This window comes from Streptomyces sp. CB02980 (genome assembly GCF_014451325.2).
Classification (GTDB): Bacteria; Actinomycetota; Actinomycetes; order Streptomycetales; family Streptomycetaceae; genus Streptomyces.
In genome coordinates this window covers 639,437-660,135 of sequence record NZ_JACSCH020000003.1, presented here as the reverse complement: position 1 = coordinate 660,135, position 20,699 = coordinate 639,437, and the positions used below count along the sequence as shown (strand labels likewise).

The following is a 20,699-nucleotide window of genomic DNA, read 5'->3' as shown; positions in this document are numbered from 1 at the left end:
GGCTGCGAGCAAGGACCTGTGGAGCAGTTGGTTAGCTCGCCACCCTGTCAAGGTGGAGGTCGCGGGTTCAAGTCCCGTCAGGTTCGCTTTCAGGAAAGGCCCGCATCATGAGATGCGGGCCTTTCTTTGTGTTCCCGTGTCTTGACGGGGCCACAGGCCCGCCGGTACCCCGTACATCAGGGATTCGGGGGCCCACACCGGAGGTGGTCGCGCATGGCAGCGGCGTCCGCAGCACGGCACGAGACGAGAGCACTGCTGCGCGCCCATCTGGCGGCCGCGTCCCGGTACGGACATCTCACCCGCCACTGCGTGGTGTGCCATCGCCTCCTGCGGCTCTCCATGGACCTTCCGGACCCCGAGGGGCCCGGGGAAGGACCGGAGGGGCCCGGGGGAGGACCCGAAGGGCCGGAAGGTACGGGGGCCGGGCCCGAGCGGCCGGCGGACGGCAGTGGGGACGAAAGTCCCACCGACCCATGACCAACGGCGGGTTGAGGCCGTTCCGCGAAGTGGGAGGCTGTTCTTTGGCAAGAGTTCGCCAGTGTGACGGGAGTCACTGAAGCAGTTTCAGAAACCGCTTCACTTACACCCTCCCTACACCGGCCCGATTTAATATGTGCAATTGCACCGCCCTCCGAAGAGTGGCGCCGGACACAAAAGAAGATCGCGCCAGACCCGGCGGAGTCCAGCGCGATCGTTGACGAAGGCCTGTTGGGGCAGGAATCCGTCGGCAGAGCTAGGTGTGGGCGACCGGATTGGGGGATCCGGACAGGCCCGGTGTTACGGGGTACTGCAGGTACTACGGGGTGTTTGCGCGACCTCAGGCCTCGCTGCGCTGCTGCGGAATACCCGCCAGCAGAGCGCGAACCTCAGCTTCGCGGTACCGGCGATGCCCACCCAGGGTGCGGATGGACGTGAGCTTCCCGGCCTTCGCCCAACGGGTCACCGTCTTCGGGTCCACACGGAACATCGTGGCAACCTCGGCAGGGGTCAGCAGCGGCTCGGCATCAGGGGTGCGAGCGGTCATGAGCGGCCTCCTCGGGAGAACCGAACCATCTCGGTTCTTTCCTCTAAATTCTGCACCTTGACCCGCGTTGCCCGAAATGGCAGAAGCGGGCCGAGTCGGTTATAGGACGAACGGCTTGTCCTCGGCACTACAACTACACCATCCGTCCAGCCACGTCGGCCAAACCGATGGAATTGCCCTCGCAGGTGTTCATCAGCGGCGGAAGTCGATGGACCATGCCATAACGGACAGTCACGCCACTGTGACGATCAGTCACAGAGCGATCAGGAGTCCTCAGACCCCCCATAGAGTGCAATGCTGAGCGTTCCGCCCATAGATGGACGGAAGGAACCCTCCCCGGACTCCTTGTCCTATTTTGGCACGAGGGTGGGTGATGGGCGCAAGGGTGCGTTACGTGCTGTCCGTCACGCTTGAGCCAAAGGCCCGGATCGGGACCAACGTCCCCGCCCAGCGGGTGCCGAAAGACCCGACACCCCCCGGCATTCAAAACCGGGCAGGCGGTATCCGGACACCCCTGAAGATCATTTACACCCGTCGGACATGTCTTGTCGATACCGACCTGACGAAGATGCCCGACTGATGTCAATTCGCGAAGCGAAGATCCCTGACCGTGCGCCAGCGCTCCGCGAGCCGCCCGTACGCGTCGCTCGCCCGCTCACCGTCGCCGGCCCGCAGCGCCGCGATCCCCTCCGCCAGCTGCGCCGCCGACCGGTCCGCCGCCAGCCACTCCTCCGGGACCGCGTGCACCAGACCGCCGAAGTCCAGCTCCACGAGCGCCCGCGGATGGAACTCCTCCAGCCACCGCCCCACCTCGATCAGGCCCTCCGTCATCGGACCGTCGTCGATCGACTCCCGCAGGGCCCGCAGCGCCCGCGCGAGGCGGCGGCGCGCCTGCGCCATCGTCGTCCGGTAGCGCAGCACCGGAGCCTTCCCCGCACCGTCCGCGCCCGCACCGGCCGCACCGGCGCCGTCCACGCCCGCACCGGCCGCACCCGCGCCGGACGGCCGCTTCCCCGGCTCGTACTCCCGGTCCTCGTCCCCGAAGAGCGCGAACCAGCGCAGCGGCACCTGCCAGACCGCCGTACGGATCCACGGACGCGCGTCCGGGTTCCTGCTCAGCCAGCGCTCGTAGTCGCTCTCCACCTGGACGCGCACGACCGGCGGCAGCATCGCGTCGAGCACCGGCTCCGGGAACTGGCCGGCCAGCTCCTGGAGCGCCAGCCACCCCCGCAGCCGGGTTCGCCACGGGCAGATCACCACCACCCCGTCCAGCCGGGCGACGAAGGCCTCCCCGCTCTCGTGGACCGGCACCGGGACCGGCGGCGTCGGCAGCAGGTCGGCCAGCGAGCGCCGCAGCTCCTCCTGCGCCCCCGGGGTGCGCGGCAGGCGGGCGTACCGGGCCCAGTGGGTCCGCTCCGGCTCGGGGAACGCGGCCAGCGGCTCGTACACCCGCAGATAGGACGCGTAGGGAATGAGGACCGAGGAAGCGACCGACATGTCGCGAATCCTTCCACGGAGGTACTCCGGGAGGGGGTGATCCTGAGCACTGCTGCCGATCTACGCCCAGGTAGGACTTACTCTCTTGCCGAACTGGTCCTCCCCCACCCACAGGGAGGTCCGCAACCGCCGCTTCGTACTTGGGAGTCACCACCGTGACCGATGTGACCGGCGTTCCTGCTGATGTACTGCACACCCTGTTCCACTCGGAGCAGGGTGGCCACGAGCAAGTCGTGCTCTGCCAGGACCGCGCCACCGGCCTCAAGGCCGTCATCGCCCTCCACTCCACCGCCCTGGGCCCCGCCCTCGGCGGCACCCGCTTCTACCCGTACGCCAACGAGGCCGCGGCGATCACCGACGCCCTCAACCTGGCCCGCGGCATGTCGTACAAGAACGCCATGGCCGGTCTCGACCACGGTGGCGGCAAGGCCGTCATCATCGGCGACCCGGAGAAGATCAAGACGGAGGAGCTCCTCCTCGCCTACGGGCGCTTCGTCGCCTCCCTCGGCGGCCGGTACGTCACGGCCTGCGACGTCGGCACCTACGTCGCCGACATGGACGTCGTGGCCCGCGAGAACAAGTGGACCACCGGCCGCTCCCCCGAGAACGGCGGCGCCGGCGACTCCTCCGTCCTCACCGCCTTCGGCGTCTTCCAGGGCATGCGCGCCTCCGCGCAGACCGTCTGGGGCGACCCGACGCTGCGCGGCCGCAAGGTCGGCGTCGCGGGCGTCGGCAAGGTCGGCCACTACCTCGTCGAGCACCTCCTGGAGGACGGCGCCGAGGTCGTGATCACCGATGTGCGCGAGGAGTCGGTGCGCCGGATCACCGACAAGTACCCGCAGGTCACCGTCGTCGCCGACACCGAGGCGCTGATCCGCGTCGAGGGTCTCGACATCTACGCGCCCTGCGCGCTCGGCGGCGCCCTGAACGAGGAGACCGTCCCGTTCATCACCGCGAGCATCGTCTGCGGCGCGGCCAACAACCAGCTCGCCCACCCGGGCATCGAGAAGGACCTCGTGGAGCGCGGGATCCTCTACGCCCCCGACTACGTGGTCAACGCCGGTGGCGTGATCCAGGTCGCCGACGAGCTGCACGGCTTCGACTTCGACCGCTGCAAGAAGAAGGCGACGAAGATCTTCGACACCACGCTGGAGATCTTCGCACGTGCGAAGGCCGACGGGATTCCGCCGGCTGCGGCGTCCGACCGGATCGCCGAGCAGCGGATGGCCGACGCGCGACACGCCTGAGCACGACCGGGACCGACCCGTCGCCGGGGTGACCGTGAGGAGTCCGTGGGAGGGCCACGGAACGACCACGGGGAGACTTCGCTCACGCCCCTCGGCGGGTCGGCCCTCAAGAAGAGGTTAAAATCGCGATTGACCAGCGAGGAAAGGGCACCTCGATGGTTCTGTACCGGGGTATGTGATGCGCGCGGCGTACCGTAGACCCGCGGAAACAGGTACCGTTGAAGCCCTACGGACCGGTCTCTCTGTCGAGAGTCCGTTCCGAATCATGAACGCGTGTCAAGACTCTGGGGCCACCGAGCCCCGTCACCGAGGGGGTCGAGCCATGGGGCGCGGCCGGGCAAAGGCCAAGCAGACCAAGGTCGCCCGCCAGCTGAAGTACAGCAGCGGCGGGACAGACCTGACGCGTCTGGCCAATGAGCTGGGCGCTTCGACTTCGAACCAGCCGCCGAATGGCGAGCCGTTCGAGGACGACGACGAGGAAGACGACCCGTACGCCCAGTACGCGGATCTCTATAACGAGGACGACGAGGACGAGGACGACGAGTCCGGTCCGAGTGCGTCCCCGCGTCGCGCTTGACCTTCTGAATCGCAGCACAGAAACCCGGTCCGGGATCACCCGGCCGGGTTTCTGTGCTGTCCGCGTCCGTGCGCCGCAGGACCCTGTACGACGCGTACGGGGCGCCCCCTCAGGAGCGCCCCGTACGCGTCGTACCGCGTGACTGCTACTTCGCGTAGTCGCCGACCAGCTCCGCGCCCGTGGTGTGCGCGCCGCGCTCGGTGATCTCGCCCGCGACCCAGGACTCGACGCCCCGGTCCGCCAGCGTCGTCAGGGCCGCGTCCACGAACTCGGCCGGCACGACCGCCATCATGCCGACACCCATGTTCAGGGTCTTCTCCAGCTCCAGGCGCTCCACCCGACCGGCCTTGCCGACCAGGTCGAAGATCGCGCCCGGCGCCCAGGTGGAACGGTCGACCGTGGCGTGCAGGCCGTCCGGGATCACCCGGGCCAGGTTGGCCGCCAGACCGCCGCCCGTGATGTGGCTGAACGCGTGGACGTCCGTGGTCCGGGTGAGGGCCAGGCAGTCGAGCGAGTAGATCTTCGTGGGCTCCAGGAGCTCCTCGCCGAGCGTCCGGCCGAGCTCGTCGACCCGCTGGTCGAGAGTCATGCCGGCGCGGTCGAAGACCACGTGCCGGACGAGCGAGTACCCGTTGGAGTGAAGACCCGAGGAGGCCATGGCGATGACCGCGTCCCCCGTACGGATGCGATCGGCGCCGAGCAGCCGGTCGTGCTCCACGACGCCCGTGCCCGCGCCGGCGACGTCGAAGTCGTCCGGGCCGAGGAGGCCCGGGTGCTCCGCCGTCTCGCCGCCGACCAGGGCGCAGCCGGCCAGGACACAGCCCTCGGCGATGCCCTTGACGATGGCGGCGACCCGCTCCGGGTGGACCTTGCCGACACAGATGTAGTCGGTCATGAAGAGCGGCTCGGCGCCGCAGACGACGATGTCGTCCATGACCATCGCGACCAGGTCGTGGCCGATCGTGTCGTACACGCCCATCTGGCGGGCGATGTCGACCTTCGTCCCGACGCCGTCGGTGGCGGAGGCGAGCAGCGGACGCTCGAAGCGCTTGAGGGCGGAGGCGTCGAAGAGGCCGGCGAAGCCGCCCAGGCCGCCGAGGCCCGCGACTTCCGCGCGCTGCGTCTTCTTCACCCACTCCTTCATGAGCTCGACGGCGCGGTCACCCGCTTCGATGTCGACGCCCGCGGACGCGTAGCTGGCACCAGTGGTCTCAGACATGCTGAAGAACTTTCGTGTCGTACTGCGGTTGCAGCGGGGTCTTACGAGCGACGGCGCTCACGGACGACGGAGCGCGTCGGAGGCCGCCGTGGCAGCGGGACCCGCGGCCAGTTCGGTCTCCAGGAGCTGCTTGCCGAGCAGCTCGGGGTCCGGCAGCTCCATCGGGTACTCGCCGTCGAAGCAGGCACGGCAGAGGTTCGGCTTCTGGATCGTGGTCGCCTCGATCATCCCGTCGATCGAGATGTACGAGAGCGAGTCCGCGCCCAGCGACTTGCCGATCTCCTCGATCGACATGCCGTTGGCGATCAGCTCCGCGCGGGTGGCGAAGTCGATGCCGAAGAAGCAGGGCCACTTCACCGGCGGCGAGGAGATCCGGATGTGGATCTCGGCCGCGCCGGCCTCGCGGAGCATCTTGACGAGGGCGCGCTGGGTGTTGCCGCGGACGATCGAGTCGTCGACGACCACCAGGCGCTTGCCCTTGATGACGTCCTTGAGCGGGTTCAGCTTCAGCCGGATGCCGAGCTGCCGGATGGTCTGGGAGGGCTGGATGAAGGTGCGCCCGACGTAGGCGTTCTTCACCAGGCCGGCGCCGAACGGGATGCCCGAGGCCTCGGCGTAGCCGATCGCGGCCGGGGTACCGGACTCCGGCGTCGCTATCACCAGGTCGGCCTCGGCGGGCGCCTCCTTCGCCAGGCGGCGGCCCATCTCCACGCGGGAGAGGTACACGTTCCGGCCGGCGATGTCGGTGTCCGGGCGAGCCAGGTACACGTACTCGAAGACACAGCCCTTGGGCTTTGCCTCCGCGAATCGCGAGGTACGGATGCCGTTCTCGTCGATCGCGATCATCTCGCCCGGCTCGACCTCGCGGACGTAGCTGGCGCCACAGATGTCGAGGGCGGCGGACTCGGATGCGACCACCCAGCCGCGCTCCAGGCGGCCGAGGACCAGCGGGCGGATGCCCTGCGGGTCACGGGCCGCGTAGAGCGTGTGCTCGTCCATGAAGACGAGGGAGAAGGCGCCCCGGACATCGGGAAGGACCTTGGCGGCCGCCTCCTCGACGGTGAGCGGCTTGCCCTCGTCGTCGACCTGGGCGGCGAGGAGCGCCGTCAGCAGGTCGGTGTCGTTGGTGGCCGCGACACGGGTGCTGCGGCCTTCCTTCTTGGGCAGGTCGGCGACCATTTCGGCGAGCTGCGCCGTGTTCACCAGGTTGCCGTTGTGGCCGAGCGCGATAGAGCCGTGGGCGGTTGCCCTGAACGTCGGCTGCGCGTTCTCCCACACGGAGGCCCCGGTGGTCGAGTAGCGGGCGTGACCGACCGCGATATGACCTTGGAGGGAACCGAGAGAGGTCTCGTCGAAGACCTGGGACACGAGGCCCATGTCCTTGAAGACGAGGATCTGGGAGCCGTTGCTGACCGCGATTCCCGCGGATTCCTGGCCCCGATGCTGGAGGGCGTAGAGCCCGAAGTACGTGAGCTTTGCGACCTCTTCACCCGGAGCCCAGACACCGAAGACGCCACAAGCGTCCTGGGGGCCTTTCTCTCCGGGAAGCAGGTCGTGATTGAGTCGACCGTCACCACGTGGCACGTTTCCGAGTGTAGACGGGCTCGACCACTGGTCCGAATTGAGGAATTGCGGGGTCCCCCCGCTCGTGCGATCACACGAAATGATCATCTCCGGCTTGGAGAGGGCTACGAGGCAGGCGCGGTAAGGGATTCCCGCCCCCGGGCCCTCCCGAGCGGACGCTCGTACCAGGACGGGAGCCCCGTAGCGATGTGACGGAGGGCACCCCGGAGAGGCTCGTTCACCGGGACGCCGGGGGCTCTTGGCCCTCCGTTCCGCCTGCTCCTTCGGAGGTTCCGCCAGTCGTCCCGGTGGCCGCCTTCGCCCCCAGGCCCTCGCCCTCGGCATTGGTGAGGGTCAGCGTCCGGTGGTCCAGGCGATAGGTGAGCGGGCCGTCGAGGAGCTCGTACAGCGTGGCCTCCAGCTGCATCTGCGGGCTGGTGCACATCATCCGGGTGGTCGCCGCCGGGCCCTCGATCGTGAGCGTCTTCCCCTCGACGCGGGCGGTCGCGGTGAAGTTGTTGCAGCCCAGGTTTCCGGTGACCCGGCCGTCCGCGCCGAGGACGAGACGGGCCTTGTCACCACTGCCGGCGGGCAGCGAGGACGCGGTGTCCCCGGAGATCAGCCCGTCGATCTTCCAGGTGGTGCCGCGCAGCGGGAGGTCCGCCTCGGCGGTCAGCTCCAGGCCGTTGCGGCCGTCCGGGGACGTCAGGGTGAGGGCCTCGCCCTTCTGCCTCCCCTTGAGCGTGCCGGTGAAGGCCTTGCCCAGCTCCGTCTCGAAGCGCTGCCGGTCCTCGGGACAGCCCATCTCGGTGATCTCCTGCGGGGAGACGGTCAGGGTGTCCCCCTTCACGGCGACGGTCGCCCCGAAGGTGTTGCAGCCGCTGTTCCCGCGGGCGCGGCCGTCCGCGCCGAACTCGACGCGGGCGCCGTCCGGGGCGGCGGACCTGCGGCCGTCGACCGTGACGGCGCCGATCGTCCAGTGGGTACCGGCGACGGGCAGGTCGGGGGAGACGGTGTCGGAACCGGAGCCCGCTCCGGTGGTGCCTCCCTCCGTGCCGCAGGCGGCGAGAAGGAGGGCCAGGGCGGCGGCGGATGCGGCGGATGCGAGGGTGCGCGGCGTCGGCGTCTGCATGCCGGTGGGACGGGCCGCGGCGGAAGTCGGTTCCGCTTCGGTTCCACGGCCTGTCCCGCGGCCGGGTTCCGCTTCGGTCCCGCGGCCGGTCCCGCAGCCGGGTTCCGCGGCCTGTCCCGCGGCCCGTTCCGCCGGAGGGCCGGCCCCTGCGGGGAGTCTCAGCCCATCAGGGGCAGGAGGTCCTTCAGATCGGCCCGCTCGCCGCTCGCGCCGACCCGGGCCTCGTCCAGCTCCGTCGCCCACTCCGCCCGCCCGGTCGCGAGGCGGATCCAGGTCAGCGGGTCGGTCTCGACCACGTTGGGCGGGGTGCCCCGGGTGTGCCGGGGGCCCTCCACGCACTGCACCACCGCGTACGGCGGGATCCGCACCTCGACCGCCCCGCCCGGGGCCTTCGCCGCGAGGGCGTCGGCGAGCAGCCGGGTACAGGCGGCGAGGGCCTGCCGGTCATAGGGGACGCCGGCGCCGGTCGCGGCGTTGAGGTCGTCGGTGTGGACGACGAGCTCGACGGTCCGGGTGACGAGGAAGTCGGCGAGGGTCATCGCGCCGAAGCTCACCGGCAGGAGCCGCTCCTCCGGCGCCTCCACGAGCGCCCGCTCGTAATCCTCCGCCACGCGCGCGTAGAGCCCCGGCAGGTCGGAGGCGTCCATGCCCCGGGTGTGCTCGTCGATCCGCTCGGCGCCTCCGGCCGTCACGAACGGCCAGTCGAGGAGGGCGAGCCGGTCCTGCCCCACGCGCTCCGGCGCGGCCAGGAGCTGCGGCACCGAGTCGACCATCCACGCGAGGTGCGCCGCCAGGTCCCGTACCGTCCACTCCCCCAGCCGGGTCGGCCCGTCGAGCTGCTCGGGTGTGAGCGCCGCGACCGCCTCCCGTACGTGGGCGAACTGGGCGAGCACGGCCGCCCTGGTCTTGGCGGAGTCGTATCGACGGGTGCGCTTCTTGGCCGGTGGCATGGGGGCGAGGGTAGTCGGAGACTGGAAGGGGAGGGCTTCCGGCAGCGCACCTGTTCGACCGAGAGGGGTCGATGAGCGATGGCTGAGCACCCTGACGCCGCCCTGGTCCGCCGGGGCTTCGACGCGTGGACCAGAGGAGACATGGAGGCCGTCGGCGAACTGATGACGGCGGACTGTACGCATCACTCGCCCGGCGAGAGCCAGATATCCGGGCACATCAAGGGCCGGGACAACGTCCTCGACATGTACCGCAAGATGTTCGAACTCACCCGCGGCGAGATGCGGGTCGAGCTGCAGAGCGTCTCCGTCGACGGCCGCGGCCACGCCGTGGCGTCGAACCGGTTCTTCGCCACGCGCGAGGACAAGGGCATGGGCATCGAGATGAACGGCGCTCTCGTCTTCACCATCATCGGCGGCAAGATCTCCGACATCGACGAGTGCGTCGAGGACATCGACGTCTCCGACGCCTTCTGGGGTCAGGCCGGGTAGACCGGATCGCGTGGCACCTCGAACGTCTCGCCGTTCTTCGGTACGCCGACACCGCGCCAGGTGAACGGCACTCCGCTCGCCGTGTTCAGGTCCGGGCCGTCCATCAGCTGGAAGTGCACGTGCGGCTCGGTGGAGTTGCCCGAGTTCCCGCACCGGGCGAGTTCCTGGCCGGCCGTGACCCGGTCGCCCGGGCGGACGGCGAGGGAGCCGCGCCTCAGATGCGCGTACATCGCGTACGTACCGTCGCCGAGGTCGAGGACGAGGTGGTTCCCGGTGATCCGGTGGGCTCCCCCGATGCTCCGCGCACCGGACTCGATCAGCAGCAGATAGAGGACACCGAGCAGCGAATTGCGGCTGAGGTGGTCGCGCTGCCCGTCCTCGGCGTGCACGACGGTCGCGTCGGCGACCGCGAGCAGCGGCACGCCGAAGGCCGGGAAGTCCTCGCTCCGCCGGACCACCGGCCACAGCCACGCGAAGCCCGGGCGGGGCTTCGCCTCGTCCTCCCGGGTGACGTCGATCGCGTACGTCTGGCCCAGCTGGTGGGTGCCGTGGCTGGGCGTCCGGTCCGCCGGGCTGTTCAGCGCCGACCAGCGGCCGGTGACCGGCGGGTCCACCTCGACCGTGGCGCGGGGCGTGGCCATGACCCGGCTGCGGGCGGTCCGGGAGAGACCGACGCCGAGGATCATCGCGACGATCACGGGCAGCCAGCCCACCCAGTACGGGTACGGCAGTTCGACGACGAACGAGGCGATCACCTGGACGACGAACGCCAGCCAGAGCACGCGGTGGAGGACCATCAGCAGTTTGCGCGAGGACATCCGGATTCCCCCTCAGGATTCGTGGTGTCGGTTACGGGCGGGCCGCGGTGAGGACCACCAGGAGCGGGACGACCCGGGCCCCGGGGACCTCGTAGCGACCGCGTCCGACGGTCCTGAGCCAGCCCGCGCCGGTCAGCTGGCGCAGGTGGTGGTAGATCTGGCCGGTCGTACCGGTCTCTTCGAGCTCCGCCAGTTCGGCGGCGGTGCGCCGGCCTCCGAGGATCTCCCGCAGCAGGCGGAGCCGTACGGGATGGCCGAGCGAGGCGAAGGACTCGGCGGCGTCCGCCCAGTCCTCCTCGAACAGCTGCCCGGTGAAGGCGCCGAGCTGCCACTCGTACCGCTCCTCGGTCGGCAGCCTGACCGTCCCCGTGAAGACCACGGCGCCGTCCTCGCCCCGGTCTCCCGGGTCCGCCGCGAGCTGCGCCTTGAGGCTTTCGAGGGCCCAGAGCGGGCTGTCGGTGACCTCGGGCGCGGGGCGCTCCGCGGCCGCGGTGTCGGCCGCACTGTCGGCCGCGCGTCCCGCGCTTCCGGCCGTGCTTCCGGCCGTGCTTCCGGCCGCGTTCTCCAGGGCTGCCAGACGCCGTTCCAGCGCGGCGACCCGCTCTTCCAGCTCCATGCCGTCGAGATTACGTAATTACGTAATCTCCCGCAAGGGGGAAACGCGAAAGCCCCCGCCAGGACCTTCCGGTCCGGACGGGGGCTTCCCCGATGCTCCGTATCAGGCCAGCAGGGCCGGAATCGTCGCCTCGTGCGCCGTGCGCAGCTCCGTCAGGGAGAGCGCGAACTCACCCTGGACGTCGACCGCGTCCCCGTCGACGACACCGATCCGCGCCGCCGGCAGACCCCGCGCACCGCACATGTCGGTGAAGCGGAGCTCCTCGCTGCGCGGGACGGCCACGACCGCACGGCCGGCCGACTCGCTGAAGAGGAACGTGAACGCGTCCAGGCCCTCCGGGACGACCAGGCGCGCGCCGTGTCCGCCGCGCAGGCAGGACTCGACGACCGCCTGGACCAGACCGCCGTCGGACAGGTCGTGCGCGGCGTCGATCATGCCGTCGCGCGAGGCCGAGATCAGGATCTCGCCGAGCAGCTTCTCCCGGTCGAGGTCCACGGCCGGCGGCAGACCGCCGAGGTGCTTGTGGATGACCTCGGACCAGGCCGAGCCGCCGAACTCCTCGCGCGTGTCGCCGAGCAGGTAGAGGAGCTGGCCCTCTTCCGCGAAGGCGATCGGCGTACGGCGGTTGACGTCGTCGATCACACCGAGGACGGCCACGACCGGCGTCGGGTGGATCGCGACCTCGCCGGTCTGGTTGTAGAGCGAGACGTTGCCGCCGGTCACCGGGGTGCCGAGCTGGAGGCAGCCGTCCGCGAGACCACGGGTGGCCTCGGCGAACTGCCACATCACGGCCGGGTCCTCGGGCGAACCGAAGTTCAGGCAGTCCGAGATGGCCAGCGGCTTCGCGCCGGAGGCGGCGACGTTGCGGTACGCCTCCGCGAGCGCGAGCTGCGCACCCGTGTACGGGTCGAGCTTGGCGTACCGGCCGTTGCCGTCGGTCGCCATGGCCACGCCGAGGTTGGTCTCCTCGTCGATACGGACCATGCCCGCGTCCTCGGGCTGCGCCAGGACCGTGTTGCCCTGCACGAACCGGTCGTACTGGTCCGTGATCCAGGACTTCGACGCCTGGTTCGGGGAGGAGACCAGCTTCAGGACCTGGTCCTTCAGCTCCTCGCCCGTCTGCGGCCGGGGCAGCTTGCCGGCGTCGTCGGCCTGGAGCGCGTCCTGCCACTCCGGGCGGGCGTACGGCCGGTGGTAGGTCGGGCCCTCGTGGGCCACGGAGCGCGGCGGCACGTCGACGATCTGCTCGCCGTGCCAGAAGATCTCCAGGCGCTCGCCCTCGGTCACCTCACCGATGACGACCGCGATGACGTCCCACTTCTCGCAGATCTCCAGGAAGCGGTCGACGTGCTGCGGCTCGACGATCGCGCACATGCGCTCCTGCGACTCGCTCATGAGGATCTCCTCGGGCGAGAGCGTGGCGTCGCGCAGGTGGACCTTCTCGAGGTCGACGTGCATGCCGCCGGAGCCCGCGGAGGCCAGCTCGGACGTGGCACAGGAGAGCCCGGCGCCGCCGAGGTCCTGGATGCCCGCGACCAGCTTCTCCTTGAAGATCTCCAGGGTGCACTCGATGAGGAGCTTCTCCTGGAAGGGGTCGCCGACCTGGACCGCCGGACGCTTGGTCGGCTTGGAGTCGTCGAAGGTCTCGGACGCGAGGACCGAGACGCCGCCGATGCCGTCGCCGCCCGTGCGGGCGCCGTACAGGATCACCTTGTTGCCGGGGCCCGAGGCCTTGGCGAGGTGGATGTCCTCGTGCTTCATCACGCCGATGCAGCCGGCGTTGACCAGCGGGTTGCCCTGGTAGCACTCGTCGAAGACGACCTCGCCGCCGATGTTCGGCAGGCCGAGACAGTTGCCGTAGCCGCCGATGCCGGCGACGACACCCGGCAGCACGCGCTTGGTGTCGGGGTGGTCGGCCGCGCCGAAGCGCAGCGGGTCGACGACCGCGACCGGGCGGGCGCCCATGGCGAGGATGTCGCGGACGATGCCGCCGATGCCGGTGGCCGCGCCCTGGTAGGGCTCGATGTACGAGGGGTGGTTGTGCGACTCGACCTTGAAGGTGACCGCGTACCCCTGGCCGACGTCGACGACGCCGGCGTTCTCACCGATGCCGACGAGCATGGCGTCGTTGGCGGGGACCTTCTCGCCGAACTGCTTCAGGTGGACCTTGCTGCTCTTGTAGGAGCAGTGCTCGGACCACATGACGGAGTACATGGCGAGCTCGGCGCCGGTGGGACGGCGGCCGAGGATCTCGCGGATGCGCGCGTACTCGTCCTCCTTGAGGCCGAGCTCCTTCCAGGGCTGCTCGCTGTCCGGCGTCTCGCTCGCGTGCTTGACGGTGTCGAGGCTCATCAGGCGTTGACCAGCTTCTTGAGGATCGAGGTGAAGAAACCGAGGCCGTCCGTCTTGCCGGTGCCGATGAGCGGCTCGACGGCGTGCTCGGGGTGCGGCATGAGGCCGACCACGTTGCCCGCGGCGTTGGTGATGCCCGCGATGTCACGCAGCGAGCCGTTGGGGTTGACGTCCAGGTAGCGGAAGGCGACCCGCCCCTCGGCCTCCAGCTCGTCGAGCACCCGCTCGTCGGCGACGTACCGGCCGTCCATGTTCTTGAGCGGGACCTCGATCTCCTGGCCCTCGGTGTAGTCCGAGGTCCAGGCGGTCTCCGCGTTCTCCACCCGCAGCTTCTGGTCGCGGCAGATGAAGTGGAGGTGGTTGTTGCGCAGCATCGCGCCCGGCAGCAGATGGGCCTCGGTGAGGATCTGGAAGCCGTTGCAGATACCGAGGACGGGCATGCCCGCCTTCGCCTGCTCGATGATCGTCTCCATCACCGGCGAGAAGCGGGAGATGGCTCCGGCCCGCAGGTAGTCGCCGTAGGAGAAACCGCCGGCCAGGACCACGGCGTCGACCTGCTTGAGGTCCTTGTCGCGGTGCCAGAGCGATACGGGTTCGGCGCCCGCGAGGCGGGCGGCACGCAGCGCGTCCTGGTCGTCGAGCGTTCCGGGGAACGTGACGACGCCGATGCGTGCGGTCACGACTCCACCTTCACGATGAAGTCTTCGATCACAGTGTTGGCAAGGAAGGTTTCGGCCATCTCATGGATGCGGGCGAGAGCGGCGTCGTCGACCGGTCCCTCCACCTCCAGCTCGAAACGCTTCCCCTGACGGACGTCGGCGATTCCGGCGAATCCCAGGCGGGGCAGTGCACGCTGCACCGCCTGCCCCTGAGGGTCGAGGATCTCCGGCTTGAGCATGACGTCGACTACGACGCGTGCCACTGGCACTCCCGGTGGTGTGTTGCGTGGGCGGTTCCCTCAGCGTACCTGTCTCCAAATTCTACGCGGGTAGAGATCTGAAGGATCCTACAAAAGCCAGGCCACGGCGCCGCCCCACCAGGGATCACAGCCCATGCCCCCGCCCGAGCACACCCACGCAAAATTCGAGTGAAATATTGCGGACCTCATTGCACCGGGACACGCGGAAACAATTGCCAGGGCTTCACAATGCGACGCCCACCGCTGTACAAAGGAATCGAGAAGAAATCAGCATTGTCGCGGCACAGCCGTACGGTCGGCATCGCCGCACGTCAGAGGCGCCACAAGCGCCCCCTCTGCGGCGCCGGCCGCAGGAAAGGACCGATATCCGTGGCTCAGCGTGTGGTGGTCACAATCTCCGACGACATGGACGGCGGAGAAGCGGCTGAAACGGTCGCGTTCGGCCTCGACGGGAAGATGTACGAGATCGACCTGAATGCTGCCAATGCAAAGAAACTCCGCAAGGCACTCGCCCCGTACCTCGCCGCCGGGCGCAAGTTGCCGGCGAAGGCCGTGACCGGCCGGAGCGCCTCCCTGGAGTCGTACACCCACACCTCCCTCGCCCCCGACCCGGCGGCGGTCCGCGCCTGGGCGCAGTCCAACAAGATGGAGGTGCCCGCCCGCGGCCGGATCCCGAAGCGGGTCTACGAGGCCTTCCGCGCCGCGAGTTGAGCGGACCGGGCCCCCGGCCGCCGACGCGGCGGGGCGAGCCGATTTGCATTGCACCCCCCATGATCCGCTAAAGTCTGGAACACGCCGAGGGGCGAGGCCGCAAAGCCCCACCTCACGCAGCGTGCGGGTGTAGTTCAGTAGCAGAACATCCCCCTTCCAGGGGGAAGGCGCAGTGTGCAATTCCTGTCACCCGCTCTGCATCGCAAGACCAAGCACTCCGGTGCATCAGGTAGAGTGGTGCTCGCACCGCCCAGTGAAAGCTGAGCGGCAGCAAATGCGGACGTGGCTCAGTTGGTAGAGCATCACCTTGCCAAGGTGAGGGTCGCGAGTTCGAATCTCGTCGTCCGCTCCAGATCGAAGGCCCCGGTTCTCTGGAACCGGGGCCTTCGGCGTATCCCCGAGCGCTCCCGACTCCCGCCGCCCCCATGACATTTGTCAGAAGCGGGTGGTGACAGCGCGCACTGCCGGACGGCCCGCGCCGCCGGAAGCCTGGACACATGACCCACGCGACCCACGTGACCCCCGCGATCGAGGCGGAAGGCCTACGCCGCGGCTACTCCGGCGACTTCGAGGCCGTCCGCGGCATCTCCTTCACCGTCCCGCGCGGCGAGATCTTCGCCCTCCTCGGCACCAACGGCGCCGGGAAGACCTCCACCGTCGAACTCCTCGAAGGCCTCGCCGTCCCGAGCGCCGGCACCGCCCGCGTCCTCGGCCACGACCCGTACCGCGAACGGGCCGCCGTCCGCCCCCGGATCGGCGTGATGCTCCAGGAGGGCGGCTTCCCCTCCGAACTGACCGTGGCCGAAACCGTACGGATGTGGGCAGACTGCACCACCCACGCCCGCCCCGCCGCCGAAGCGCTCGACGCCACCGGCCTCACCGGGCGCGAGGACGTACGGGTCAAGCAGCTGTCCGGCGGCGAACGACGCCGGCTCGACCTCGCCCTCGCCCTCCTCGGCCGCCCCGAGGTCCTCTTCCTCGACGAACCCACCACCGGCCTCGACGCCGAGGGCCGCCGCGACACCTGGGAACTCGTCCGCGCCCTGCGCGACGGCGGCACCACCGTGCTGCTCACCACCCACTACCTGGAGGAGGCCGAAGCCCTCGCCGACCGGCTCGCGATCATGCACCGCGGGCAGATCGTGCTCTCCGGCACCCCGGCCGAGGTCACCGCTGCCCGGCCCGCCCGCATCCGCTTCACCCTCCCCGCCGGCGTCCCCGCCGCCCGGCTCCCGCTGGGGCTGCGGGCCGCCGAGGACGAGGGGCGGGTGGAGATCCGTACCGAATCCCTCCAGGACGACCTCGCCGCGCTGCTCGGCTGGGCCCGGGACGAGGGCGTACGGCTCGACGGGCTCGACGCCCGCTCCGCCTCGCTCGAAGAGGCCTTCCTCGACATCGCCGCCGCGGCGGACACCGTGACAGAAGCCCGGACCCCGGAACCGGAGGCCGTTCGATGAGTTCCCCCGCCCAGCTCCCCTCGCGCACGCCGCTGTCCTCCCGTACGCCCCTGTCCTCCCGTACGCCGAACCCTTCGGGTACGCCGAACCCCTCACGCACGCGACTCCCCTCCCGCAGGCGGCTCGTCGCGCTCGGGCGGGCCGAGCTCACGCTCCTCGTCCGCAACCGCACCGCGCTCTTCGGCGCACTTCTCGTCCCCCTCCTCACGGTGGGAGCGGTCCGCAGCTCCCTCCAGGACGTCGACCTCGGCAAGGCCGGCACGACCATCGCCGAGGTCGCCGTGACCGGCGCCATCGGCATGGCCCTCCTCATCGGCGTCTACAGCAACCTCGTCGCCGCGTTCGTCGCCCGCCGCGAAGCCCTCGTCCTCAAGCGGCTGCGCACCGGAGAGCCGACCGACCCCGAGATCCTGACCGGGATCGCACTGCCGGCCGCCACCCTCGCCCTCGCTCAGAGCGCCGTCCTGACCATCGGCGGCATCGCCGTCCTCGACCTGCCCGCACCCGCCCGCCCCGACCTGCTCCTCGCAGCCGTCGTCCTCGGCACCGTCCTGCTCACCACCGTCGCCGCGGCCACCTCGGCCGTCACCCGCACACCCGAGAGCGCCCAGCTCACCGCGCTGCCGCTGGTCCTGATCTCCTCCCTCGGCTCCGGGCTCTTCGTCCCCCTCTCGGTGCTTCCCGACGGGCTCGCGTCCGTCTGCGAACTGCTGCCGGTGACCGGGGTCATGACGCTCGTACGCGCCGGCTGGTCGGGCGGCGTGGAAGCGGGAGACCTGCTGGGCGCGGCGGCGGTCACGGTGGCCTGGATCGTGGTCTCGGTGTTTGCTGTCCAGCGGTGGTTCCGCTGGGAGCCCCGGCGCTGAGGAACCCGGCGCGACACCGAGAGGACGGACCTGCGCCCGTGAAGAGGCCCGTGAAGAGCTGGAACGGCCGGAGCGGCCTGGCCAAGGTCGACCTCTACACCCGCGTCACCGCGTACATGCTGCTGTGGGCCGCCGTCCTCGTGCTCGGCCTCCTGCTCCTGATCCGGCCGATCCGGCACGAGGCCCCGCTCCTCCTCGTCGTCGTCGCCCCGCTGCTCAACCTCGCCAACGGGGTGCTCTGCCACCGTTTCCTGCACCGCGCCATGGACGCCTACCTCAGGCCCGGCACCGTGCTCCCGCCGCGCGAGGTGCTTCCCGCCGCGGCGGCCACGGCCGCGGTCGCCGGAGCCGTCCTCCTCGAAGCGGCCACCGCCGACCTGGTCGGCGCGCTCCCCGGGATGCTCGGGGCGGCACTCGTACCCTTCCTCGCCGGGCACTGCCTGATCCTTCCCCGCCGGATCGTCGCCCTGCACCATGCCCTGCTCGCCGGGGCGCTCCTGATCCTCGTACCGCTCACCGAACGGGACACGGTGCAGAGCCTCACGACCGTGATCAGCGTCGTCTTCATCACCGGCTGGCTCGCCGTCACCGTCCGCCTCTCGCTCTGGGTGCTCGGCGTCGTCTTCGAACTGCGGGAGGCACGCGACGTGCAGGCCAGGCTCGCGGTCGCCGAGGAACGGCTGCGCTTCGGGCGCGACCTGCACGACATCCTCGGCCGGAACCTCTCCGTGATCGCCCTCAAGAGCGAGCTCGCCGTCCGGCTCGCGCGGCGCGAACGCCCCGAGGCCGTCGACCAGATGATCGAGGTGCAGCGCATCGCGCAGGAGTCCCAGCGGGAGGTACGGGACGTCGTCCGCGGCTACCGCGAGGCGGACCTGCGGGTGGAGCTGGAGGGCGCGCGGGGCGTGCTCGACGCGGCCGGGATCGAATGCGCCGTCGACTCCCCGGGGCCGGCGCTCGGCCTGCCCGACGAGGTCCAGGCGGCGCTCGGGTGGGTGGTCCGGGAGACCACGACGAACGTACTGCGACACGGGGACGCGCGGCGCTGCGCCATCGCCGTGCGGGAGGAGGAGGGCACGGTGCTGCTGACGGTGGAGAACGACGGCGTACGGGCGGGAACGGGGGGCGGGGGTGGGTCCGGCGGTGGTGCCGGCGGTTCGGGTGGTGGTGCCGGCGGTTCGGGTGGCGGTCCCGGCGGTTCGGGCGCGGGTGACGGCGGTTCGGGTGGCGGTCCCGGCGGTTCGGGCGCCGATGCCGGCGGTTCGGGCGCCGATGCCGGCGGTTCGGGCGCCGGTGCCGGCGGTTCGGACCCCGGTCCCGGCGGTTCGGGGCTCGTCGGGCTGCGGGAGCGGCTCGCCGCCGTCGGCGGGACGCTCGACGCGGGGCCGGGCGACGGCGGTACGTTCCTCGTGACGGCCCGGATTCCGGTGACCCGGGCGGGGGTCCGGCGATGAACACGCTTGGAGCCGTGCCCGCACCCGTGCCTGCGCCCGTACCCCTGCCCGTACCCGTGCGCGTGCTGCTCGCCGACGACGAGCATCTGATCCGTGGTGCGGTCGCCGCGCTGCTCGGCCTCGAAGACGATCTCGTCGTCGTCGCCGAGGCCGCGACCGGGCCCGAGGCGCTCGCCATGGCCCGCGCCCATCGTCCCGACGTCGCCGTGCTCGATCTGCAGATGCCGGGTGCCGACGGTGTGAGGGTCGCCACAGTCCTACGGGACGAACTGCCCGACTGCCGCACAATGATCGTGACCGGTCACGGCCGTCCCGGGCACCTCAAGCGGGCCCTCTCGGCCGGTGTCCGCGGCTTCGTCCCGAAGACCGTCAGCGCCCAGCGGCTCGCCGAGATCATCCGTACCGTGCACGCCGGAAACCGTTACGTGGACCCGGAGTTGGCGGCCGACGCCATCGCCGCCGGGGACTCCCCGCTGACCGCGCGGGAGGCCGAAGTACTCGAGTTCTCCGCCGACGGGGCACCCGTCGCGGAGATCGCCAGGCGTGCCTCGCTCTCCCCCGGAACCGTCCGCAACTACCTCTCCTCGGCCGCCGCGAAACTCGGTGCCGAGAACCGGCATACGGCAGTGCGTCTCGCACAGGCGAAAGGATGGGTATAGTTGGCTCCGCGCTACGGCGCATGCGGACGTGGCTCAGTTGGTAGAGCATCACCTTGCCAAGGTGAGGGTCGCGAGTTCGAATCTCGTCGTCCGCTCCATGAAGAAGCCCCCGGTCGAATCGACCGGGGGCTTTCTCGTGTCCCGAGGCGTGGCCCCCGGCACAAGTGCCGAGGGCCGGGGCCGGGGGCCGGGGGCCGGGGACCTCAGAAGCTGTCGGACCAGGACTTGCCGGTCAGCAGCTCGTACGCCTCCAGGTACTTGGCGCGCGTCGCGTCCACGATCTCCTGCGGGAGCGGCGGCGGGGGCTGCTCGCTCTTGCGGTCCCAGCCGGAGGCCGGGGAGGTCAGCCAGTTCCGGACGAACTGCTTGTCGTACGAGGGCTGGGCGCGGCCCGGCTCCCACTGGTCGGCCGGCCAGAAGCGCGAGGAGTCCGGGGTCAGGACCTCGTCGCCGAGGACGAGCGTCTCCCCGTCGAAACCGAACTCGAACTTGGTGTCCGCGAGGATGATCCCGCGCTCGCGGGCGATGTCCCGGGCCCGGCCGTACACGGCGAGGGTCGTCTCGCGCAGCAGCGCGGCCGTCTCGGCGCCGACCTGGCGGGCGACCTCCTCGTACGACACGTTCTCGTCGTGGTCGCCGACCGCGGCCTTGGTGGCCGGGGTGAAGATCGGGGCGGGCAGCTCGGAGCCGTCAGCGAGGCCCTCGGGGAGCTCGAGGCCGCAGACCGTGCGGGACTCGTTGTACTCCAGGAGGCCGGAGCCGGTGAGGTAGCCGCGGGCCACGCACTCGACCGGGACCATGTTCAGCGACTTGCAGACCGTGGTGCGGCCCGCCCAGTCGGCGGGGGCGCCGGCCGGCAGCTCGGTGGAGATCACGTGGTGCGGGACCAGGTCGGAGAGCCGGTCGAACCACCACAGGGAGAGCTGGGTGAGGACCCGGCCCTTGTCGGGGATCTCGGTGGGCAGCACCCAGTCGTACGCGGACATGCGGTCGCTCGCCACCATCACGAGGTCCCCGTCCTCGTTGCGGTACAGGTCGCGCACCTTGCCCGTGTGGAGATGGGTGAGGCCCGGGACCTGGACGGGCTCGGGCTTTTCTACGAATCCGGACACGGTTCCTCCGCGTAGGTTGATCCAGGAGCGTGTCCGA

Annotated in this window: 21 protein-coding genes and 4 tRNA genes; 13 read left to right on the top strand and 12 right to left on the bottom strand. The window is 70.4% G+C overall.

Going from position 1 to position 20,699, the window contains the following annotated elements:
* The first annotated feature begins 12 nt into the window (after positions 1–12).
* Both E0F75_RS10010 and E0F75_RS10005 read left to right on the top strand, forming a co-directional pair.
* Positions 13–86 (top strand) — tRNA-Asp (locus tag E0F75_RS10010).
* 127 nt (positions 87–213) lie between these two features.
* Entirely contained in the window at positions 214–477 is a 264-nt protein-coding gene (locus tag E0F75_RS10005) for a DUF6274 family protein (RefSeq protein ID WP_229312609.1), read from the top strand.
* A 340-nt stretch (positions 478–817) separates the two neighbouring features.
* On the opposite strand, the gene bldC is transcribed toward E0F75_RS10005, so the two are convergent.
* Positions 818–1,024: a developmental transcriptional regulator BldC gene (bldC, locus tag E0F75_RS10000; protein WP_003949541.1), complete on the bottom strand. Its 207-nt coding sequence runs from the start codon at positions 1,022–1,024 to the stop codon at positions 818–820.
* A 582-nt stretch (positions 1,025–1,606) separates the two neighbouring features.
* Entirely contained in the window at positions 1,607–2,521 is a 915-nt protein-coding gene (locus tag E0F75_RS09995) for a hypothetical protein (RefSeq protein ID WP_187622105.1), read from the bottom strand.
* 155 nt (positions 2,522–2,676) lie between these two features.
* Between E0F75_RS09995 and E0F75_RS09990 the strand changes: the two genes are divergently transcribed.
* Together E0F75_RS09990 and E0F75_RS09985 are read left to right on the top strand one after the other, a co-directional pair.
* On the top strand, positions 2,677–3,768 hold the full coding sequence (locus tag E0F75_RS09990) for a Glu/Leu/Phe/Val dehydrogenase (protein ID WP_187622104.1): 1,092 nt from the start codon (positions 2,677–2,679) through the stop codon (positions 3,766–3,768).
* Positions 3,769–4,090: 322 nt separating this feature from the next.
* Complete coding sequence (locus E0F75_RS09985) at positions 4,091–4,345, top strand: DUF3073 domain-containing protein (RefSeq protein WP_030318267.1); 255 nt, start codon at positions 4,091–4,093, stop codon at positions 4,343–4,345.
* Between the two features lie 145 nt (positions 4,346–4,490).
* Here the strand turns inward: E0F75_RS09985 and purM are convergent, their stop codons facing one another.
* The 4 genes from purM to E0F75_RS09965 all read right to left on the bottom strand — a co-directional run bounded on the left by purM (position 4,491) and on the right by E0F75_RS09965 (position 9,209).
* Positions 4,491–5,564, bottom strand: a complete 1,074-nt coding sequence (purM, locus tag E0F75_RS09980; RefSeq protein WP_187622103.1) for a phosphoribosylformylglycinamidine cyclo-ligase — start codon at positions 5,562–5,564, stop codon at positions 4,491–4,493.
* 57 nt (positions 5,565–5,621) lie between these two features.
* Positions 5,622–7,148, bottom strand: coding sequence for an amidophosphoribosyltransferase (gene purF / locus E0F75_RS09975; protein ID WP_187622102.1), 1,527 nt, complete (start codon positions 7,146–7,148; stop codon positions 5,622–5,624).
* A 217-nt stretch (positions 7,149–7,365) separates the two neighbouring features.
* The gene (locus E0F75_RS09970; protein WP_187622101.1) at positions 7,366–8,259 is read right to left on the bottom strand and encodes an META domain-containing protein; all 894 of its coding nucleotides are present in this window, start codon (positions 8,257–8,259) and stop codon (positions 7,366–7,368) included.
* A 158-nt stretch (positions 8,260–8,417) separates the two neighbouring features.
* Entirely contained in the window at positions 8,418–9,209 is a 792-nt protein-coding gene (locus tag E0F75_RS09965) for a maleylpyruvate isomerase family mycothiol-dependent enzyme (protein WP_187622100.1), read from the bottom strand.
* 78 nt (positions 9,210–9,287) lie between these two features.
* Between E0F75_RS09965 and E0F75_RS09960 the strand changes: the two genes are divergently transcribed.
* A complete protein-coding gene (locus E0F75_RS09960) occupies positions 9,288–9,698 on the top strand; it encodes a nuclear transport factor 2 family protein (RefSeq protein ID WP_187622099.1) in 411 nt (136 codons plus the stop codon).
* On the opposite strand, the gene E0F75_RS09955 is transcribed toward E0F75_RS09960, so the two are convergent.
* From E0F75_RS09955 to purS, 5 genes are all read right to left on the bottom strand, one after another.
* Positions 9,686–10,516, bottom strand: coding sequence for a M23 family metallopeptidase (locus tag E0F75_RS09955; protein ID WP_187622098.1), 831 nt, complete (start codon positions 10,514–10,516; stop codon positions 9,686–9,688). The two genes, E0F75_RS09960 and E0F75_RS09955, sit on opposite strands and share 13 nt — an antisense overlap.
* A 31-nt stretch (positions 10,517–10,547) precedes the next feature.
* Entirely contained in the window at positions 10,548–11,132 is a 585-nt protein-coding gene (locus tag E0F75_RS09950) for a helix-turn-helix transcriptional regulator (protein WP_187622097.1), read from the bottom strand.
* A 102-nt stretch (positions 11,133–11,234) separates the two neighbouring features.
* Positions 11,235–13,484, bottom strand: a complete 2,250-nt coding sequence (gene purL / locus E0F75_RS09945; protein ID WP_187622096.1) for a phosphoribosylformylglycinamidine synthase subunit PurL — start codon at positions 13,482–13,484, stop codon at positions 11,235–11,237.
* A complete protein-coding gene (purQ, locus tag E0F75_RS09940) occupies positions 13,484–14,164 on the bottom strand; it encodes a phosphoribosylformylglycinamidine synthase subunit PurQ (RefSeq protein ID WP_030496512.1) in 681 nt (226 codons plus the stop codon). The genes purL and purQ overlap by 1 nt, the downstream gene beginning before the upstream one ends.
* Complete coding sequence (gene purS, locus E0F75_RS09935; protein ID WP_017240564.1) at positions 14,161–14,406, bottom strand: phosphoribosylformylglycinamidine synthase subunit PurS; 246 nt, start codon at positions 14,404–14,406, stop codon at positions 14,161–14,163. The genes purQ and purS overlap by 4 nt, the downstream gene beginning before the upstream one ends.
* A 366-nt stretch (positions 14,407–14,772) precedes the next feature.
* Between purS and E0F75_RS09930 the strand changes: the two genes are divergently transcribed.
* The 8 genes from E0F75_RS09930 to E0F75_RS09895 all read left to right on the top strand — a co-directional run bounded on the left by E0F75_RS09930 (position 14,773) and on the right by E0F75_RS09895 (position 19,648).
* Positions 14,773–15,114, top strand: coding sequence for an Lsr2 family protein (locus E0F75_RS09930; protein WP_030318247.1), 342 nt, complete (start codon positions 14,773–14,775; stop codon positions 15,112–15,114).
* Between the two features lie 123 nt (positions 15,115–15,237).
* Positions 15,238–15,309 (top strand) — tRNA-Gly (locus tag E0F75_RS09925).
* 81 nt (positions 15,310–15,390) lie between these two features.
* Positions 15,391–15,466 (top strand) — tRNA-Gly (locus E0F75_RS09920).
* Positions 15,467–15,611: 145 nt separating this feature from the next.
* Positions 15,612–16,571, top strand: a complete 960-nt coding sequence (locus E0F75_RS09915) for an ABC transporter ATP-binding protein (RefSeq protein WP_187622095.1) — start codon at positions 15,612–15,614, stop codon at positions 16,569–16,571.
* The gene (locus E0F75_RS09910) at positions 16,568–17,437 is read left to right on the top strand and encodes an ABC transporter permease (protein ID WP_187622094.1); all 870 of its coding nucleotides are present in this window, start codon (positions 16,568–16,570) and stop codon (positions 17,435–17,437) included. The genes E0F75_RS09915 and E0F75_RS09910 overlap by 4 nt, the downstream gene beginning before the upstream one ends.
* Positions 17,438–17,487: 50 nt before the next feature.
* Positions 17,488–18,891 carry a histidine kinase gene (locus E0F75_RS09905; RefSeq protein ID WP_187622185.1) on the top strand — a complete coding sequence of 468 codons (1,404 nt, stop codon included), beginning with the start codon at positions 17,488–17,490 and terminating at the stop codon, positions 18,889–18,891.
* A 14-nt stretch (positions 18,892–18,905) separates the two neighbouring features.
* On the top strand, positions 18,906–19,550 hold the full coding sequence (locus E0F75_RS09900) for a response regulator transcription factor (protein WP_229312607.1): 645 nt from the start codon (positions 18,906–18,908) through the stop codon (positions 19,548–19,550).
* A gap of 22 nt (positions 19,551–19,572) precedes the next feature.
* Positions 19,573–19,648, top strand: a tRNA-Gly gene (locus E0F75_RS09895).
* A gap of 105 nt (positions 19,649–19,753) precedes the next feature.
* Here E0F75_RS09895 and E0F75_RS09890 read toward each other — a convergent pair.
* Entirely contained in the window at positions 19,754–20,662 is a 909-nt protein-coding gene (locus E0F75_RS09890) for a phosphoribosylaminoimidazolesuccinocarboxamide synthase (protein ID WP_187622092.1), read from the bottom strand.
* Positions 20,663–20,699 lie beyond the last annotated feature (37 nt).

Excerpts from the sequence above, each read along its gene's own strand:
- E0F75_RS10005 (WP_229312609.1), top strand. The coding sequence starts at position 214 with ATGGCAGCGGCGTCCGCAGCACGGCACGAGACGAGAGCACTGCTGCGC.
- bldC (WP_003949541.1), bottom strand. The coding sequence starts at position 1,024 with ATGACCGCTCGCACCCCTGATGCCGAGCCGCTGCTGACCCCTGCCGAG.
- E0F75_RS09995 (WP_187622105.1), bottom strand. The coding sequence starts at position 2,521 with ATGTCGGTCGCTTCCTCGGTCCTCATTCCCTACGCGTCCTATCTGCGG.
- E0F75_RS09985 (WP_030318267.1), top strand. The coding sequence starts at position 4,091 with ATGGGGCGCGGCCGGGCAAAGGCCAAGCAGACCAAGGTCGCCCGCCAG.
- purM (WP_187622103.1), bottom strand. The coding sequence starts at position 5,564 with ATGTCTGAGACCACTGGTGCCAGCTACGCGTCCGCGGGCGTCGACATC.
- E0F75_RS09970 (WP_187622101.1), bottom strand. The coding sequence starts at position 8,259 with ATGCAGACGCCGACGCCGCGCACCCTCGCATCCGCCGCATCCGCCGCC.
- E0F75_RS09965 (WP_187622100.1), bottom strand. The coding sequence starts at position 9,209 with ATGCCACCGGCCAAGAAGCGCACCCGTCGATACGACTCCGCCAAGACC.
- E0F75_RS09960 (WP_187622099.1), top strand. The coding sequence starts at position 9,288 with ATGGCTGAGCACCCTGACGCCGCCCTGGTCCGCCGGGGCTTCGACGCG.
- E0F75_RS09955 (WP_187622098.1), bottom strand. The coding sequence starts at position 10,516 with ATGTCCTCGCGCAAACTGCTGATGGTCCTCCACCGCGTGCTCTGGCTG.
- E0F75_RS09950 (WP_187622097.1), bottom strand. The coding sequence starts at position 11,132 with ATGGAGCTGGAAGAGCGGGTCGCCGCGCTGGAACGGCGTCTGGCAGCC.
- purL (WP_187622096.1), bottom strand. The coding sequence starts at position 13,484 with ATGAGCCTCGACACCGTCAAGCACGCGAGCGAGACGCCGGACAGCGAG.
- E0F75_RS09915 (WP_187622095.1), top strand. The coding sequence starts at position 15,612 with ATGACCCACGCGACCCACGTGACCCCCGCGATCGAGGCGGAAGGCCTA.
- E0F75_RS09910 (WP_187622094.1), top strand. The coding sequence starts at position 16,568 with ATGAGTTCCCCCGCCCAGCTCCCCTCGCGCACGCCGCTGTCCTCCCGT.